The organism is Pseudoalteromonas sp. S16_S37, assembly GCF_014694405.1.
GTDB lineage: Bacteria > Pseudomonadota > Gammaproteobacteria > Enterobacterales > Alteromonadaceae > Pseudoalteromonas.
Genome location: NZ_JAAUWV010000075.1, coordinates 1 through 16,648 on the forward strand (window position 1 = coordinate 1; position 16,648 = coordinate 16,648).

The 16,648-nt window shown below is 41.6% G+C and carries 19 protein-coding genes; 10 read left to right on the forward strand and 9 right to left on the reverse strand.

The features are described 5' to 3' along the window. Positions 1–123: 123 nt before the first annotated feature. Positions 124–1,209, reverse strand: a complete 1,086-nt coding sequence (locus HC733_RS20110) for an AI-2E family transporter (RefSeq protein ID WP_190366776.1) — start codon at positions 1,207–1,209, stop codon at positions 124–126. Then, positions 1,202–1,435 (reverse strand): hypothetical protein, encoded by a 234-nt coding sequence (locus HC733_RS20115; protein WP_190366777.1) that lies wholly within the window; start codon positions 1,433–1,435, stop codon positions 1,202–1,204. The genes HC733_RS20110 and HC733_RS20115 overlap by 8 nt, the downstream gene beginning before the upstream one ends. Before the next feature lie 144 nt (positions 1,436–1,579). On the opposite strand from HC733_RS20115, the gene HC733_RS20120 reads away from it, so the two are divergent. The 5 genes from HC733_RS20120 to HC733_RS20140 are packed head-to-tail and all read left to right on the forward strand — an operon-like array spanning position 1,580 to position 5,085. Next, the gene (locus HC733_RS20120) at positions 1,580–2,245 is read left to right on the forward strand and encodes a hypothetical protein (RefSeq protein ID WP_190366778.1); all 666 of its coding nucleotides are present in this window, start codon (positions 1,580–1,582) and stop codon (positions 2,243–2,245) included. A gap of 1 nt (position 2,246) precedes the next feature. Continuing rightward, complete coding sequence (bepA, locus tag HC733_RS20125) at positions 2,247–3,701, forward strand: beta-barrel assembly-enhancing protease (RefSeq protein ID WP_190366779.1); 1,455 nt, start codon at positions 2,247–2,249, stop codon at positions 3,699–3,701. A gap of 48 nt (positions 3,702–3,749) precedes the next feature. Then, on the forward strand, positions 3,750–4,097 hold the full coding sequence (arsC, locus tag HC733_RS20130; RefSeq protein WP_190366780.1) for an arsenate reductase (glutaredoxin): 348 nt from the start codon (positions 3,750–3,752) through the stop codon (positions 4,095–4,097). After that, the gene (gene wrbA, locus HC733_RS20135) at positions 4,097–4,648 is read left to right on the forward strand and encodes an NAD(P)H:quinone oxidoreductase (protein WP_190366781.1); all 552 of its coding nucleotides are present in this window, start codon (positions 4,097–4,099) and stop codon (positions 4,646–4,648) included. Before arsC ends, wrbA begins: the two co-directional genes overlap by 1 nt. Beyond that, the gene (locus tag HC733_RS20140; RefSeq protein ID WP_190366782.1) at positions 4,645–5,085 is read left to right on the forward strand and encodes a DUF2069 domain-containing protein; all 441 of its coding nucleotides are present in this window, start codon (positions 4,645–4,647) and stop codon (positions 5,083–5,085) included. Before wrbA ends, HC733_RS20140 begins: the two co-directional genes overlap by 4 nt. Before the next feature lie 20 nt (positions 5,086–5,105). On the opposite strand, the gene HC733_RS20145 is transcribed toward HC733_RS20140, so the two are convergent. Continuing rightward, entirely contained in the window at positions 5,106–6,440 is a 1,335-nt protein-coding gene (locus HC733_RS20145; protein WP_190366783.1) for an ankyrin repeat domain-containing protein, read from the reverse strand. A 240-nt stretch (positions 6,441–6,680) separates the two neighbouring features. Here HC733_RS20145 and HC733_RS20150 point away from each other — a divergent pair, with 240 nt between their 5' ends. Beyond that, on the forward strand, positions 6,681–6,860 hold the full coding sequence (locus tag HC733_RS20150; RefSeq protein ID WP_190366784.1) for a DUF2897 family protein: 180 nt from the start codon (positions 6,681–6,683) through the stop codon (positions 6,858–6,860). A 39-nt stretch (positions 6,861–6,899) separates the two neighbouring features. On the opposite strand, the gene HC733_RS20155 is transcribed toward HC733_RS20150, so the two are convergent. Beyond that, a complete protein-coding gene (locus HC733_RS20155) occupies positions 6,900–8,273 on the reverse strand; it encodes a YjiH family protein (protein ID WP_190366785.1) in 1,374 nt (457 codons plus the stop codon). Positions 8,274–8,341: 68 nt separating this feature from the next. Beyond that, positions 8,342–9,403 (reverse strand): outer membrane protein assembly factor BamC, encoded by a 1,062-nt coding sequence (gene bamC, locus HC733_RS20160; protein ID WP_190366786.1) that lies wholly within the window; start codon positions 9,401–9,403, stop codon positions 8,342–8,344. 345 nt (positions 9,404–9,748) lie between these two features. On the opposite strand from bamC, the gene HC733_RS20165 reads away from it, so the two are divergent. Beyond that, positions 9,749–10,282, forward strand: coding sequence for a glycine cleavage system protein R (locus HC733_RS20165; protein WP_190366787.1), 534 nt, complete (start codon positions 9,749–9,751; stop codon positions 10,280–10,282). 8 nt (positions 10,283–10,290) lie between these two features. Continuing rightward, complete coding sequence (bcp, locus tag HC733_RS20170) at positions 10,291–10,767, forward strand: thioredoxin-dependent thiol peroxidase (RefSeq protein WP_190366788.1); 477 nt, start codon at positions 10,291–10,293, stop codon at positions 10,765–10,767. Positions 10,768–10,999: 232 nt separating this feature from the next. Here the strand turns inward: bcp and queE are convergent, their stop codons facing one another. Beyond that, positions 11,000–11,665: a 7-carboxy-7-deazaguanine synthase QueE gene (queE, locus tag HC733_RS20175; RefSeq protein ID WP_190366789.1), complete on the reverse strand. Its 666-nt coding sequence runs from the start codon at positions 11,663–11,665 to the stop codon at positions 11,000–11,002. A gap of 122 nt (positions 11,666–11,787) precedes the next feature. Between queE and queC the strand changes: the two genes are divergently transcribed. Next, positions 11,788–12,447: a 7-cyano-7-deazaguanine synthase QueC gene (gene queC / locus HC733_RS20180; protein WP_190366790.1), complete on the forward strand. Its 660-nt coding sequence runs from the start codon at positions 11,788–11,790 to the stop codon at positions 12,445–12,447. A gap of 148 nt (positions 12,448–12,595) precedes the next feature. After that, the gene (locus HC733_RS20185; RefSeq protein ID WP_190366791.1) at positions 12,596–12,820 is read left to right on the forward strand and encodes a hypothetical protein; all 225 of its coding nucleotides are present in this window, start codon (positions 12,596–12,598) and stop codon (positions 12,818–12,820) included. Between the two features lie 13 nt (positions 12,821–12,833). Here HC733_RS20185 and HC733_RS20190 read toward each other — a convergent pair whose 3' ends face one another. The 3 genes from HC733_RS20190 to HC733_RS20200 form a co-directional block, all read right to left on the reverse strand. Further along, positions 12,834–14,123: a Glu/Leu/Phe/Val family dehydrogenase gene (locus tag HC733_RS20190; RefSeq protein ID WP_190366792.1), complete on the reverse strand. Its 1,290-nt coding sequence runs from the start codon at positions 14,121–14,123 to the stop codon at positions 12,834–12,836. An 82-nt stretch (positions 14,124–14,205) separates the two neighbouring features. Next, positions 14,206–16,104 carry a UvrD-helicase domain-containing protein gene (locus tag HC733_RS20195; protein WP_190366793.1) on the reverse strand — a complete coding sequence of 633 codons (1,899 nt, stop codon included), beginning with the start codon at positions 16,102–16,104 and terminating at the stop codon, positions 14,206–14,208. Between the two features lie 375 nt (positions 16,105–16,479). Beyond that, the coding region (locus HC733_RS20200; RefSeq protein WP_190366794.1) for a transposase at positions 16,480–16,648 on the reverse strand (169 nt) is incomplete at its 5' end.

The following is a 16,648-nucleotide window of genomic DNA, read 5'->3' on the forward strand; positions in this document are numbered from 1 at the left end:
CCATTTCCAATTCGAATTGCTGAGGGGTTTTGTCTTTAAGCATGGTGAACTCCCTAAACTCACTACGCTTATTAGATCAAAGGGCTAGATCTGTGTCTAGCCCTTTTTCAACAGTCTGAGGCACTATAAAGTGCCTTTTTCAATCTCTGTCTTGTCGTCAACTCGTTGAGTTGACCAAGCGTTGACGAGCGCTTTGACTAGCGATGCTAATGGAATAGCGAAAAACACCCCCCAGAAGCCCCATAAGCCACCAAAAAATAGCACTGCAACTATGATATAGACGGGATTTAGATCGACAGCTTCAGAAAATAGTAACGGTACTAACACATTGCCATCGAGCGCCTGAATAACGCCATAGACAATCACGACGGTCCAAAACTGTGCTTCTATACCAAATTGAAACATTGCAACAGCGGCCACAGGAATAGTCACTAACGCAGCCCCAACAAATGGAATTAAAACTGATAGACCAACCAAAGCACCTAGCAATGCCGAATAACGTAAATCAAGGATCGAGAAAGCAACAAAACTAACGCTACCAACAATACCAATTTCGAACACTTTACCACGAATATAGTTCATGATTTGATGGTCCATCTCTGACCAAACTTGCGTGATCAGACGACGTTCTTTTGGGATCATAGCCTCTATACCGCGTGTTAAAACTGCTTTGTCTTTAAGCATGAAAAATACTAGCAACGGTACAAGTATCAAATATATCAACCATGCCACGACGTCTTTAAGTGACGTTAAAGAAACGGATACCAACATCTGACCAAGCTCAAACACTTTTGCTTCGACACTCGACACCAAAACTTTTACTTGCTCGGCAGAAATCAGCGTAGGGTATTCTTCAGGTAAATGTAATAAAAACGCCTTCCCTTGCTCTATCATGTGCGGACTTTCTTGCAAAAGGTTACTCGTTTGCTGCCAAAGCACAGGCACAATCCCTAGTAACATCGCAAGGCATAACCCCACAAAAAGTAAAATCACCAACGTTGTTGCCAACGTTCTATTCGGTACAAACTTTTGTAGCCGATTCACTGGCCAATCGAGTAAATAAGCAATGACCAGAGCTATTAGGACAGGAACAACAAAAGGCCCAAAAAAATACAGCATCGCAACAGATGCAATAAGCATCAGTAGCAAAGTGACGGAATGTGGATCAGAAAACTTATTTTGGTACCAAGCTTTTACAATATCAAACATGGTCGATGCTTACCTCTAAAAATGGCGCTGTGCCTTGATGATGTGAATAGGTAAATTTGTGCTGCTTAAGGTAACGTACTATATCACTAATATCTTGCTCACGAAGATAATAAAACTGAACTTTTCCAGCTTGTTGTTGCTGAGCCTGTTTTAATTGCCATTTGAATTGCACGAAAAACTGCGGACACTGATAAGGTGATAAGTCCATTATTAGCGCTGTCTTCATGGGTTTTGAGCCTCTGGTTGGATGTTCAAGCCGGGTTCACATGGTAGCATTAAGGCAAAGTAACTTAAAAGCCAGATCCTGTGGCTTGAACTCTCGCAATAGTTTATCCTTTTATTTAGAGAAAAATTCGGAGTCCGGTTTGTCATGCCTAAAGCAAATAGTAAGGCTATTTTGCCTGCCAACCCTACACTCAAAGAGATCAATTGGTACAAAAAACAGATAAACTGGGGGGAATTACCTCCTTTTTATCATATGGTTGCATCGTCAATTGGTGAAACAGAAGGGATACTACACCACGGGTTTGATAACGCAGTTAAAAGAGTACTGCACAAACCCAACTGGAATTTGCAATTATTAGGTGGATATGAAGACGAACATGGCGTTATTCATTGTGAAGAAAAACCAAAGGTAGCGCTTCACCAAGTTTTCACCGATAGGGGTTTTGAACTATGGGCTTTCCCATATGCAAAAAACGTCAAAGTTGACCGCTACATGAAAGACAATAGTCTGATCGGTTTTCATATTTGGGATCCTCATAGCATGAAAACTCTGATCAGAATAAACCAGTTACATAAGTTTATTGGTTTTTACTTCGAACGTGGCGACACAGCAGATAAAGCACTTATATTGCATGCCCACAAAGCGGTCCATAAAGTAATTACTTTTTTACAAGCACAACTGAACATTGTGGCTATTGATGGGGTCACAATAAAAGATTTTTATTTAATGTGTGAAAAAGACAGTCGTACGAGCAGTGATGAGCTTGATCTCGCAAGGCTTAAGTACGGTGACGATGTTAAAAAGGAATAATATGCGATTAACCACTCTAGCCCATGCCGTTGTAGGGGCGATTTTGCTTGTAGCAAGTCAAACCAGTCATGGACAAAGTGCTTTAAAACTGCCAGATTTAGGCACATCCGCACTGCAAGTCTTGCCGCTTGAAAAAGAACAAGCGATCGGTGAAGTGATGATGATGCAGATCAGAAGTCAACTTCCTTTGGTACAAGACCCAGTACTCGACGAATATTTAACGAGTTTGGGCAATAAGCTCGTTGCCAATGCCAATGATGTCCGATTTGGGTTTTCATTCTTTTGGGTAAATAACCAAGCTATTAATGCATTCGCCTTTTATGGCGGCCATGTTGGGGTACATACCGGTTTGATAGCGCAAGCCGACAACGAGTCCCAGCTTGCTTCAGTGCTTGGTCACGAAGTTGCGCACGTTACGCAGCGCCACTTAGCTAGACGAATGCAACAAGCCAAAGATAACAGTGCTCTCAGTTTAGCAGGCATGATTGCTGGTATATTAACCACCATTGTTGCACCTGATGCTGGTATGGCCATTCTTTCTGCGAGCTCAACACAACAGCAATTGAGCCAACTGTCCCACAGTCGTAAGGCTGAACAAGAAGCTGACCGTTTTGGCATGCAAACTCTTTACGAAGCGGGCTTTGATCCCTCACAATCAAGTGAATTTTTAACTAAACTTGCCGCGCAGGTTCGTTATCAGACAAAACCCCCTGCCTTTTTGCTTACTCACCCGTTGCCTGATTCTCGTATCTCTGATGTTCGCTTAAGGGCACAACAATTTGAACCACGCTACGTCCCTGCCAGCTTAAAATTTGAATTGGCAAAAAGTCGTGTACTTGCGCGTTATCACTATGAGAGCCAACATGCTCAGAGCTTTTTTGAAAATCAACTACGCTTAAGAGCAACTGAGATGAATAAGCAAGCGTTAGAATATGGCTTAGCACTTAGTCTACTTGACCAAGGAAAACTAGAGCAATCACAAGCTTTACTCGATAAATTGCTCAAACAAGATGAAAATAACCTTTTCTATTTAGATGCATACACAGATCTCTTAATTGCACAAAAAAAACCAGAGCAAGCCACTAAGCTTTTACAGTTAAAGCACGAATTTCGTCCTAATAATCAGGTTATTACGTTAAATTTAGCGAATGCTGCTATCGAAGCAAAACAACTGGATGAAGCTGAAAAACTATTAAAGTTATTTTTGCTAGAAAAGCCAGAGCATGCGCTCGCCAAAGATTTATTAACTAAAGTCTATAAAGAGCAAAATGACAAAGCAGCCTATCATGAAATGCATGCAAGCTTACTTGCTCAGTACGGCGCATACATCAAAGCAGCGGACGAAATACAACGCGCTTTAAATCATACCGATAAACAAGAAACTGTAAAAGAAGCAAGACTTAAAGCACTTTTAAGCCAGTATAGGCAGATGCAAAAAGAACTCGCTAAGCTTTAAGTCACAAGTTACATCTATTAAAATAAGCAAAAAATTTTAGGAATGGACATGTCAGTTACTATTTACCACAACCCACGTTGTTCAAAATCTCGCGAAACACTTGCATTACTCGAAGCACAAGGTGTAAACGCTCAGGTGATTGAGTACTTAAATAACCCGATGAGTTTAGAAACTCTGAACGAATTAATTCAGAAGCTGGGTTTTGACTCTGCCCATCAATTAGTCAGAAGCAAAGAAACTCTATACAAAGAGCTGGGGCTGAGTAAAGAAACTGAGGAGTCGGTGCTTCGCCAAGCGATGATTGATAATCCTAAACTTATCGAACGACCAGTTGTAGTAAATCAACAAAAAGCTGCGCTTGGGCGTCCACCTGAATCTGTGTTGAATATCCTTTAATGGTTAATATTGTTGTTCTTTATCACTCAAGCCATGGCTCCGTTGAAGCCATGGCGCATGAAATAAGTGACACCATCGAATCTCATGGTGCAGATGTAAAACTCAGAACATTCGAGAAGAAAAACGACTTTGACCAAGTCATCAGCAAACAAGATCTTATTGATTGTGATGCATTAGCATTTGGCACGCCAACCCGCTTTGGCATGATGGCAGCACAAGCTAAAACGTTTTGGGAAACCACCAGTGATCTGTGGTTAAAAGGGCAACTCATAGACAAACCTGCCTGCGTTTTTTCATCTTCAAGCAGCATGCACGGTGGCAATGAAGCAACATTGCTTAACTTGTCATTACCCCTGCTACACCACGGCATGATGTTACTTGGCGTTCCCTATGATGTGCCTGAACTACTAAATACGACGTCGGGCGGAACACCTTACGGCGCCAGCCACGTAGCTGGGAAAAACAATTCAAACCAATTAAGTGAGTGCGAAAAACGGATTTGTCGTGCAGTTGGTACCAGACTATTTAACATTGCAAGTAAATTAAAATGACAAAACCTAGTAAAAAGCCCATAACTTTAACCTATCAGCGACTCGCATTGTTTGGCTACATCGGTCTATTAATTCTGATGCCAACGTGGCTGTTTGTACTCGCACCACGCGAGGGCTACAGTAATGGCTTTGTATTTGCAGTATACATTTTGCCTTTACTGCTTCCCCTAAAAGGGATCATCCAAGACAAACCCTACACCTATGCTTGGGCAAACTTCATCGTTATGATCTACTTCATTCATAGTCTTAGCTTGCTTTGGGTCTCTCCTGAGGAAATACTATGGGTTGCACTGGAGCTCATATTTGCCAGCGCCATGTTTGTTGGGTGCACTTACTATGCTCGACATAGAGGCCAAGAGCTGGGGTTAAAAATTCGTAAGTTAAAGGATGAGCTTGCAGAAGAGAAAGCGGCTCACAATAGCGAGAAAAACGACTGAACCGCTTATGCTGCGAGGGCCTAACCTCGCAGCAAAGTACTCAAAATTAATAGTGCAAAGAGCACCTGCGCACTGACACTAAACCAACTCAACGCACTAAGGCCTTTTAACGACCATGGATGAGCCATGTTAGGATAAAGCTGCCCACGTCTCACCCAGCGAGCAGACCAAAACAGAATTAAACCCACCCCGGTTGCTCCCCACACCAGCAACGACTTCTCTTCGACTTGATCACTAAAAAACAACGCAAGTTGCACTGGCAACAGCAAGCTAACCAAAGCGTACAGAAAATGCACCTGCTTAATTTTTACTAGCTTACCTTGCTCGGAAAGCTCTTTGATACCGTGTTGTTCAAGCGTTTTCTTTGCAACAACCAAAGATAGCTTCATCGCCAACCGATATGGGCTTTGTCCTAGGCTGTCAGGTTTGGTAGCGTCAACGCCTTGTTGCATTATCAAATCAATCATACTGGCCAAGTTAGACTTCACTGCAAAATGCATCATCGTTTGGCCTTGTTCATCTGTTTCGTTTACATCATGATTCACTAGAAGCTTCTCAACAACGTTAACAAAACCTTTTTCAATTGCCCACATCAGTGCCGTGCGTCCTTGTGCATCACGCTTTGACCCTTTGGCTCCCTGAGCTATCAGATTCATCAGCTTAGGCTGCTTTACATCTTCTGACATCACTTGATTTAATAAAGCTTGTTCAAGCAACTGCGCTATTTGTGTTTTATCGTCATAGAGAAGTTCTAACAAATGATAGTACTCACCGCTATCTTGGAGCAGTTTATCCGTTGCCATTTGTGCGGTAGTGTCACGTTCACCAATACAGGTTGCAATGTGCTGCTCTATCACAACTTTAAAATCGTTTTTCTCCCACATCCTACACGTTTCTGATGCGGTTAGTTTCATACCTGATGCTAAGCACCAATTAAAAACTCGGACGTACTTCAACGATGCTAATAAGTCAAAAAAGTTGGGGTATACGACAGCGTCTTTTTGCAGCGTCAAATCACTGTATTGCGCAAATCGCTCGAGCAACATAATGGTGAGCTCTTCACGCGTCATGCCTGAGTGCTCAATATGAGCAAATAATTGCTGAGTATAGGACTGCTGCTGTTCGTCATATTCATCAATATGCTGAAAGTAACATGATTCAAATGGCTCAAGAGGTTTTAGCCACTGTAGGTAAAACAAAGGCGGCAAAACCGTTGTTTCGACACCTTGTTCATCTTTACTCGTTGTACAATTCGGCCAAGATTCAAGGGCATCCAAGATAAATGCACCATTTTGCTCTATTAATCCACGCAGCAACAACGGATACTGAGATGGCCAAATTAAAACATGTTCCATGAGCAAGTTTTCACCTTTTACAAAACCAAATTTACTGTCTTTGTCAGACTAAGTCTCAATGCCTGACTGTTGGGTGAATGATACCAATATAGCGTTAAAAATGCTTAACTAAATCTCACACAATGGTGAGATAAATTGTCAGTAAAGCGCCAAAGCCTCTACAATGCACTACAAGGCATCAGTTTGTATTGTTTATAATTATATGGATGCAAGCTGTATAAAAATAAAATAGAGGTTATCATGCTGGAGCAATTAGAAACTTGGCACATCATATTGATCATCGCCACCGTGCTTGCGGTGGTTTGGAGTAATATTGCATTACTCAAATACTCTGCCAAATTCGATCTTAAAGGCAAGATTGATAAACAGATTAAGCCGACTGAGAATACTGAACACGGTAAAGACAAAGACGTGGAATAAACATAGATTCATCCCACGCCATAAATTTAATAGTACGGATTAACCCACCAGCCAGTGTGCCATTAAGGCTATCACTGGCAATGTCACTAATGTACGCAAAATAAAAATAACAAATAGCTCAAATAAATTGACTGGTATTTTGCTGCCAAGTAACAGTGCACCAACCTCAGACATGTAAATTAGCTGTGTAACACTCATAGCGGCTACAATAAAGCGCGTCACGTCACTTTCAATATTGCTGGCAGCCAAAATTGAAGGAATAAACATATCAGCAAAACCAACTACGATAGTTTGTGCTGCCTGGGCAGCCTCTGGTACTTGCAACAACTCTAAGTAAGGCACAAATGGTGTGCCCAACACCTGAAAGACCGACGTATATTCAGCAACAATTAGCGCCATTGTTCCTACAGCCATAACAACAGGCAAAACCGCGAACAACATATCAAGCGCATTGTGAATCCCCTCTTGCAGGGTTCCTTTTACTCCAGGAGCCTTTTGTGCTTTTGTTAACGCAACGTCTAACGCATGTTTGAACAGAGTTTTGCCCTGAGGTACAGCCTCAGCATCAGGATCAGCCTCAGTGCCATCAACATACACATCTTTTTTAAACCTCAGAGGAGGTAAACGAGGCACAATAATCGCAGCAACAAACCCTGCAAGACACACTGTCAAATAGAATGGCGCGAATAAATGCTCTAATTTAACCTGACCTATTACTACTAAACAGAAAGTAATAGACACCGCAGAAAAGGTAGTGCCAATAATCGCAGCTTCTTTTTGCGTGTAATATTTATCTTCGTATTGCCTAGCAGTCATCAAAATCCCCACGCTGCCATCACCAAGCCAAGAAGCCACACAGTTCACAGCGCTGCGCCCAGGCACGCCAAATAATGGGCGCATAACTTTTGTAAGCAATGTACCTACTAACTCAAGCAGACCAAAATTAAGCAAAAGAGGCAGTAGCAAGCCTGCTAAAATAAATACCGAGAAAAGTACCGGGAGTAAATCGTTGAGAACCAAAGCTCCAGTGTGGCTGGAGTTGATCATGGCAGGACCAACTTTAAAATAGGTCATTAAAATAAATACCATGCCAGCCAAACGTGTCACTAGCCAAATCCAGCTGACTTCAAACAAATACCTCACCAACTCAATTTTCATTAATGGCGCAGGCTTAAACAGTGTAACCAAAATGCTCATGACCCCAGTCGTACAAATAATAGCGAGTATCAATGTATCAACATATGGACCAACAAACCCTTGCAACGATTTTGCCATCACGGCAATGGGAATGGTCATCGCCTCGCCAATGGCAACGGGTGTCATAAATAAAAACACACCAATTAGAGAGGGGACAATAAATGCAAAAAGCGTACGCCAATCTGGCGCCGCAGTACGACTTGTTTGTGTTGTCATTATATTTAGCCTGCAAAAACAAAGAAAAGAGCCTTAGCTCTTTTCTTATTGAAAAAACGACCCACTAATTAAATAGTTAGGCCTTTATCACGCAATACTTCTAATAGTACTTGTTGTAATTGCGCCATAACATCGGTATCTAACACATTTCCTTGCGCATCTTTCCAAGTGAGCGATGTACTGCCGTCATCAGTAGTTGCCACCGTAATTTTATAGTCTCCACTTTCCAGTGGTAGCTGTACAGCTTCATCGCCCCAAATTGAGTCCCAAACACTATTGTCTGGTTTCTCATAACGGGTCGAAATTTCACCGTTCTCATTATCAATTTTGATAATAGTAAAATTAACGCGCTCCAAAAAGCCAGCAAATCTATCGATGACAACGTCTGCGGGTTGCTCAGTCAACATGGCGCCATTGCCTTGCTTATCGAAACCAAGTGCGAGTGATAAAACCCCTTGCTGTTTTCTTATTTGTACTTCTAATATTCGGTACAAATAATCGAACTCTGTTATTACCTCATTTACTGCTCGAGCTTCGAGTTGCTGCTTTAGCATATCGTTAAGTTGAACTTTATCACTGCGGTAATCCAACAGCTCAGCACGCAATGACGCTGTTCTTTGGTGCTCTTTTTGCTCAACCACAAAACGGAATCGCTGTTGAGAAATAACCTCATCGTCTTCCCAAAACCAACCGTCGACTGGCTTTATCAACGAATACCAATCGGTACTTACCATGCCCTGCTGGCGATTATCCTCAGTCAACGTAATGTTATGACTCGTCATAACAGCATCAACAGATTGCCAGATAAAGTCGACAAGGTTATCAATACCGTCGTTTTTATCAAAATAAACACGGGCCATTTCATCATTTTCTTCGACCCAACTCCCTTTCGCCACGGTAAGTATCTGTTGCGGGGGACGATAGCCTATCGCTTTGGGGTCGTTGTCAAAATGCGCCACTGACATTTTATACATAGGATCTTGAGCTGGCTGCTGTAGATTTGCTGGAACTTTAACTGGCTCATTTACACGATAGTTACGCTCATGATGCGCATCATTGCTAAAAACACTACATCCAGATAAACCAAGTAATACGCCGATAGCCAACGTTTTTGGGATCCAATACTGCACTGATTATTCTCCTTAGCAGACCCATTAATTGTTATTTCATTACTATGAGTGGGGAATGCTGGTTTGGTTCACTGTCAATTCAAAATTTTCCAAAATATGACAAGTTCTTTGGAAATTATAGGGTTAGTTTTGATCAACCTAAAAATTTTCAACTATGGTACTTTCCAATGGGCATAAACACAAGAAAGCCATAAAATAATCCACCTTCAAGACAATAAATTCTAAAACAGACATGTTTAGCTCAAAATTCTGTGGTACCATTTTCGGTTAAATATCAATTGTCCAATGTATTCTTCACTGCGTTTGGGTGGATAAAAGTACATTTACAGAGGTTAGATTTCATTCATGACTGCATTTGCCAATCAACAACTGGTATTAACCGCAATAGGTGAAGACCGTTCTGGGATAGTAAGCGAACTTACACAGCTTGTTAGTGATTGTCACTGTAATATTATTGACAGTCGTATTGCGATTTTAGGCAACGAGTTCACTTTCATTATGTTACTCAGTGGTGACATGTCTGCCATTAGTCGTGTTGAACACAGCTTACCGGTAAAAGGAATGGAGCTGGGTCTACTTACGATGATGAAGCGCACAAGTTCGCATCAACAGGGAGATTTTAGCGCCGGTTACACGCTTGTGTACGAAGGTCTAGACGCACCCGGTACACTTAGTAAAGTGACACGCTTTTTTGCAGAGCAGCAAATTAGCATTTGTTCTTTAAAATCAGATACTTTTGAGCAAGGTGATGACTTAAACATGCGCTGTGAGATTGAGTTCAATATCCCAAGCGATGTAAACGTAGATGAATTTAAAATACGTTTTGAAGATCTTTCTCATACACTCAACGTAGATTATATTTTAAGACGAATTCGCTAAGGATTAACATGAAAACTTTAACAGCTGGCGAGCAAGCCCCTCTTTTTACTTTGCAAAATCAAAACGATGAAACCGTCTCTTTAGCAACGCTACTAGAACAAAACCAAGTATTGGTTTATTTCTACCCCAAAGCCCTTACACCTGGCTGCACTGTACAAGCAGAACAACTTAGAGATCACAAAGCAGCTCTTGCTAAGCTTAACACTGTCGCTGTAGGCATAAGCCCTGATCCAGTCAAAAAGTTAAAAAACTTTGAAACCAAAAAAGAGCTTAACTTTGACCTTTTGTCTGACGAAAACCATGCCATAGCGGATGCTTTTGGCGTTTGGGGCCTAAAAAAGTTTATGGGCAAAGAATATGATGGTATTCACCGTATCAGCTTTTTAGTTGGTCAAGACGGTAAAATTAAACATGTTTTTGATAAGTTCAAAACCAAAGATCATCACCAAGTGGTGATTGACTACCTAAATAATGAAATGAAATAAACTAAGTCTAATTTTAAGTTAAGCACCACAATAAGGTGCTTAACTTACTTTTAAACTTTATTAGTGCGGAGATAGTAAAATATAGACACTCGGCGTGCTGGCACTAAAACTTTCGGCTATACGCTGCTATGCAGTCTTGTTCACGTAATAATTTAAAAACTCTGTAATAGAAATATTTTTATTAAACGTGGTGACACTTAACAATAGCTCCACCGAGCTTACACGTTAGAAGTTAATTAATACCTATGTACTTATGCACTTGCACAGACAAACGCCAGTTCTTCTTCATGCATGTATCTATTGCAAGCTTCGTGGCTTTTGCCTTTTGGCTTATCGGCTGTAAATAAACAAGCTTGGGAGTAACACCGGTTTTTTCGAATAAATCTTCCAATTCTTCAACATGCTTTTGCATGGCAACAGGATGCTTGATCTCATTTGCTCGCTGCATGGCACTGGTCAGTACTTCATAGCCACCACGCATATTGATTTTTGGAGAGACCGTTACCCAAGTTTGCTCAGGCACTTTAATTTCAAAGGTGCCACTGGTTTCTATTTGAGTGCTATAGCCCGCTTCGTGCAATAATTCACACAGTGGCACTAAATCGAACATACAAGGCTCACCACCGGTGATAACTACATGTTTTGCTTGATATTCACGCTGCTTAAACAAAGTCAAAATTTGCTCAGAAGTTGCTTCCGCCCACCATTCTGAGTCGGCTTTCTTTTCTACCGTTTTGTCTAACGAAACCAGATAGGTTGGATTTACATCCCAAGTTTGCTTGGTGTCGCACCAAGCACAGCCCACTGGACAGCCTTGCAGACGTAAAAAAATCGAAGGTACTCCAGTGTAACTGGCTTCACCCTGTATGGTTTCAAAAATTTCGTTTATTTTGTACAAAACGGCTCCGTAACAACTTCACAAACTCAAAAAAACACCAATGGAAATTGTTATTTCCTCAGCGGCCGTGTAGTATATCGCGCCCTGAAGTAAACCTCTATCAAAATCGAGGCAAAACACCTATGAGCGAAAAAGTTGTTGTCATTTATTCTGGTGGTATGGACTCATACACCGTATTAAACAAAGCCGTTCGTGCAGGCTATGAAGTCTATGCGCTGTCTTTCAATTATGGTCAGCGTCATGTCAAAGAGCTGGAAGTGGCAGCACAAGTATGTGAGAAGCTTAATATCGCCCATAAGGTCGTTGACATTTCGGCTATCAATCAGCTTATTGGTGGTTCATCACTGACTGACGATATCGATGTACCCGAAGGTCATTACCAAGAAGAAAGCATGAAAAGCACTGTTGTGCCAAATCGTAATATGATTTTATTATCTTTAGCTGTCGGTTACGCCGTATCGTTAAAAGCCAATAAAGTATTTTACGGTGCTCATTCAGGGGATCATGCAATCTACCCAGACTGTCGTCCTGAGTTTGTAAAAAAGATGGATGATGTTTGTCGGATTGCTAATTATGAAGAAGTTGAAATTGTTTGCCCTTATTTAAATAACAGCAAAATAGACATTCTTACTGATGGCCTGAAAATGGGGCTAGATTATGCCGATACGTGGACTTGTTATAACGGACGTGAAAAAGCGTGTGGAAAATGCGGCGCTTGCCAAGAGCGCTTAGAAGCATTCTCGTTAAACAACGCACAAGACCCTCTGAGCTACGAAGCTTAATTTGTCAGCAGGAGCCGCAGGCTCCTGTTTGTCCCACCTATTAACTCTGACAAATGTCACTTCCCATCGAATTACTTTGTGCTAGATTAGTACCTAACAAATACACGTTCTACAACGTGTGAGACATAAAACAACTGTGGAGAAAGTTATGTCAGGCACTACGATGATTGTACTTATTGTATTCATTGCTGTTGGTTTTAGCGTAATGAGCAAAATGTTTAACCAATATTTAGCACAACAAAAATCACAACAGAATAAACATAATGAAGCGCTGCAAAGCGAGCTTGATAAAATCAAAGAGCGCGTAGCAACGTTAGAAAAAATCGTGACCGATGATGGCTACGCACTGAAAGAGCAGTTCAAAAAACTGTGAGTATATTTTTATATTAATCCGAATGAGAGAAGTAATCGGCAGTGCCGTGTGCCTCCAACGCCTCTGAGAGCTTTTGTAATGCAAGTTTGTAAACAACCTCACGCATTGAATTATCGTGCTGTTGGTAACGCTGCCAAGCTCTCTCAAACGCATCATTCATGTACTGCCCAAGCTTTTCATGAACTTTTTGCTCAGGCCACGTTTCTCCCTGACGATTTTGACACCATTCAAAAAAGCTCACGATTACTCCACCTGCGTTAGCAAGTATGTCTGGGATCACGTGCGTGCCCTGCTCTCGTAGCTGTTGGTCAACATCTGAAGTGATAGGACCATTAGCTATCTCAACGATATAATCAGCTTGAATTTGCTTGGCATTGCCTGAATGAATAACGCCTGCTAAAGCAGCTGGCACCAAAATATCCACTTTGAGTGCTAACAGCTCATCGTTACTTATTTGAGTATGCTCTACGTCTTCACAAACTGAGTGCTGACAATAAACAGCTCTAAGCGTATTGCTTCTTTGTTTTTCGCTATAGACGCTTTCTATGTCCAAGCCCAGTTCACTGTATATGCCGCCTTTTGAATCACTGACAGCAACAACTTTGTAGCCTGCGTCTTGCAAAAGCTTTGCACAGTGATACCCACCATTACCAAAGCCTTGAATAGCAAAGGTTTTGTCTGCGACACGCCAACCTAATTTTTTAGCTAACGCATCAATACATAAAAATGCTCCACGGCCTGTCGCGCTATCTCGTCCATGGCTGCCACCAAATGCAACAGGTTTACCAGTGATCACTGCTGGACATTTGGTTCGAGTGATTTTTTCGTATTCATCCATCATCCAACCCATAATACGTGCGTTGGTATACACGTCAGGCGCTGGAATATCGAGCTCAGGCCCAATAAAATCTGCGTTCGCTCTGATATATGCGCGTGCTAAGCGCTCAAGTTCCATGGGCGAAAGCTTTTTAGGATCAACTGTGACCGCCCCTTTTGCGCCACCAAAAGGTACCCCAACCACTGCACATTTGAGTGTCATCCATAACGCTAACGCTTCAACTTCACTTTGGTCGGCATGTTGATGAAACCGGATCCCACCTTTTGTGGGGCCAAGCAAGTCATTGTATCGGCAACGATAAGCTTTGAAATAAGCCGTTGTTCCATTGTCTTTTCTAATTGCAATATGACTAGTTAGGGTGCTTTGCGGTTGACTTAACGCCTCAAGTATCGCGTTATATTCACTGTGGTTTTGGGCGATATGACTCAGTCTTGCTAATGCATCTTGCAAAATATTCTTGCTCATGAATACTCCTTAATGTTTATTGAGATTCAGTACGACTCACTCCCAAGAATAGTTTAGTAATGTTCTAAGTGAACTCATTCGCTTAACTATATTTGTGTTGTGACTGATTTTGCTCCCAATTTACATTCAGCTCATCTAGAAATGGACTCGGATTTGTTTTTGGCTCTAATAGAATAACTTGCTGCTTTGCGCGCGTTAACGCAACATAAAATAATCGACGCTCTTCGGCATAGGGATAAGCGCCTTCTGCTGAGAGCATGCTATTTAGCAACGGCTGAGGGCGCGTTTGTGCAGGAAAGCCCCCTCTACCCTCGTACAAACCCATAAGAATGCAGCATTGAGCTTCTTTGCCCTTAGAAGCATGGAATGTCATCGCTTTTAATTCAAGACAGGGGTACTTTCGTTGCAGTTGTTCGAGTCGCTGCTTAGTTGGCAGCATTCTGTGGTATCTGGCCAACAGCAACACACTAGACACACCTTGTTGAGTAAGCCGCTCCAGCACAGTGTCTAACGACTCACTGTCGTCATCTACGCTGTATTTATTAAATGCTGGCAGAGAACTTTGGGTACAGGCACTCAGTTGCTTAACTAATTGCGTGGGATTAGCACAGACAAACTGACTTGAAACATCCAATATTTGCTGTGAATATCGAAAAGTTTTATCAAGCGCCGACACCGAAGCCTCACCAAAGTGCTCACTGAAATGGGTAATTAATCTAACATCAGCACCGCTAAAACGATAAATAGATTGCCAATCGTCACCCACCGCAAACAAATGAGATTGTTTAGATTGTTTTAATAGCGCATTAAGCAATTTAGCTCTAACTGGTGAAAGATCTTGAAATTCATCCACCATAATGTGATGCCAAGGCACGATAAACTTTCGCTGCTCAAGATAACCAATCGCTTTGCCAATCATATCTTCAAAGTCGATAGCTCGTTCGTTCTTTAAGTAAAGTTGATATTCAGCCACTATCGGTTTGAGGCATTCTAGTAACTGAGCATTCTTTAACTCAATCTTAGATAGCAGCTTTAACAAACTGGTATTTTTATAGTGACTAATTAATGTCGCTATATGCTTTAGCACGGCTTTTGAACTTGAACCATTTAAGAACTCTTTGACATCAGTAACTTGGGTATGGCACTCGTGTCTACAGAACTGTGTAAATAACGCTTGATAACTAGGTTGCAAGCAAAGTACTTGTACGGTATCGCGAATAAACGCCTGCATTTTCACAGGCTCAGAAAGCAGTGTACTCAAAGTAGGCTTTTGCCCTTCCACAGCCTCAATAATATTCATCCCCAAAGCATGAAAAGTCGAACAGTTAAATTCTTTACCTACCCTTTGTTTAAGCTCTTTGGCCGCTTCGTTTCCATATGCAAGCAACAATATTTGTGCAGCACTGATGCCTGTGCTGTGAACCAAAAATTTCGCTCGTGCAGCCATCACACTGGTCTTTCCTGTTCCAGCACCTGCTAAGAGTAATTGCCGATTATCTTGAATGATGCAAGCACGCCTTTGCGCTTCGGTTAACGGCTGACTCTCAATGGAATCGAAAAATTGTTGATATTTGATTGCCTGATAACTGATATATGCACGACGAAATGTCGCTATATCGTCGCTTTGCCATTGTGCTAATTCCCTTAATGTGTGTATAGCCTGCAACAAGTTTTCAGGCAACACGATGCTTGGACTCCAGCTAAGCCATTGAGGGATAAAAGACGCTATGAGATCAGTTACTAACGTGAGGTTTTGGGAGGATAAATAGCGCGTTTTTAGCAATCGTTCTATTTTAGCGATTGCGCGTATTAAACGAGCGCTGTGCGATGCAGCCCATAAGGCCTGACAATGCTCGTTAGTGTATGTGCAATTTTCGATTCTAACGCAGTGTACTTCACCACTTTCAAACAGCGGTATTTTTATCGTAAAACCAAGTAAACCGTTAGATATCGTGGGCGGGTATAATATGTCCCGCCACAAAATGACTCTGCTTTGACGCTCGTTTACAAGATGCACACTCTCATTTTGAAAGATGAGTTTTGCATAATTGCCAAACATACTTTTTATAGACAGGTTACTAGTATTCAATTAACTGTGACACTCAATAAAAGGGGGTTTGAGTTTAGTGATCAACATTAATACCGATGGGCAATAACATTTAATCATTTTTAGGAATTCAACCTGACGCTGGCTGCGTGAAAAATTTCTCATTTAGAACAACTAAATCACAAAATTTTTGCCTTGCCTACATGGATGTAGGTACCTTGGCGATAGCAAGACGCGTTAGCGGTGCTATCGATGAGGTTTTCTTGCCTCAAAATAGACCTCTTAGTTAACCTGAGATCTGTATAAGAACTAAAGCCGAGTAACCTTTATGCTCGGTTTCTTTGCTTGAAAAGTATAAACGATGAGGCCTGCCATCAAGTTCACCATAAATGAAATACAGCTACGGTGCCTTGTGTGGTCTATGTGAGTTATGTTCTTGAGTTGATCAAACACCGTTTCAATAATGAACCGTTTTGAC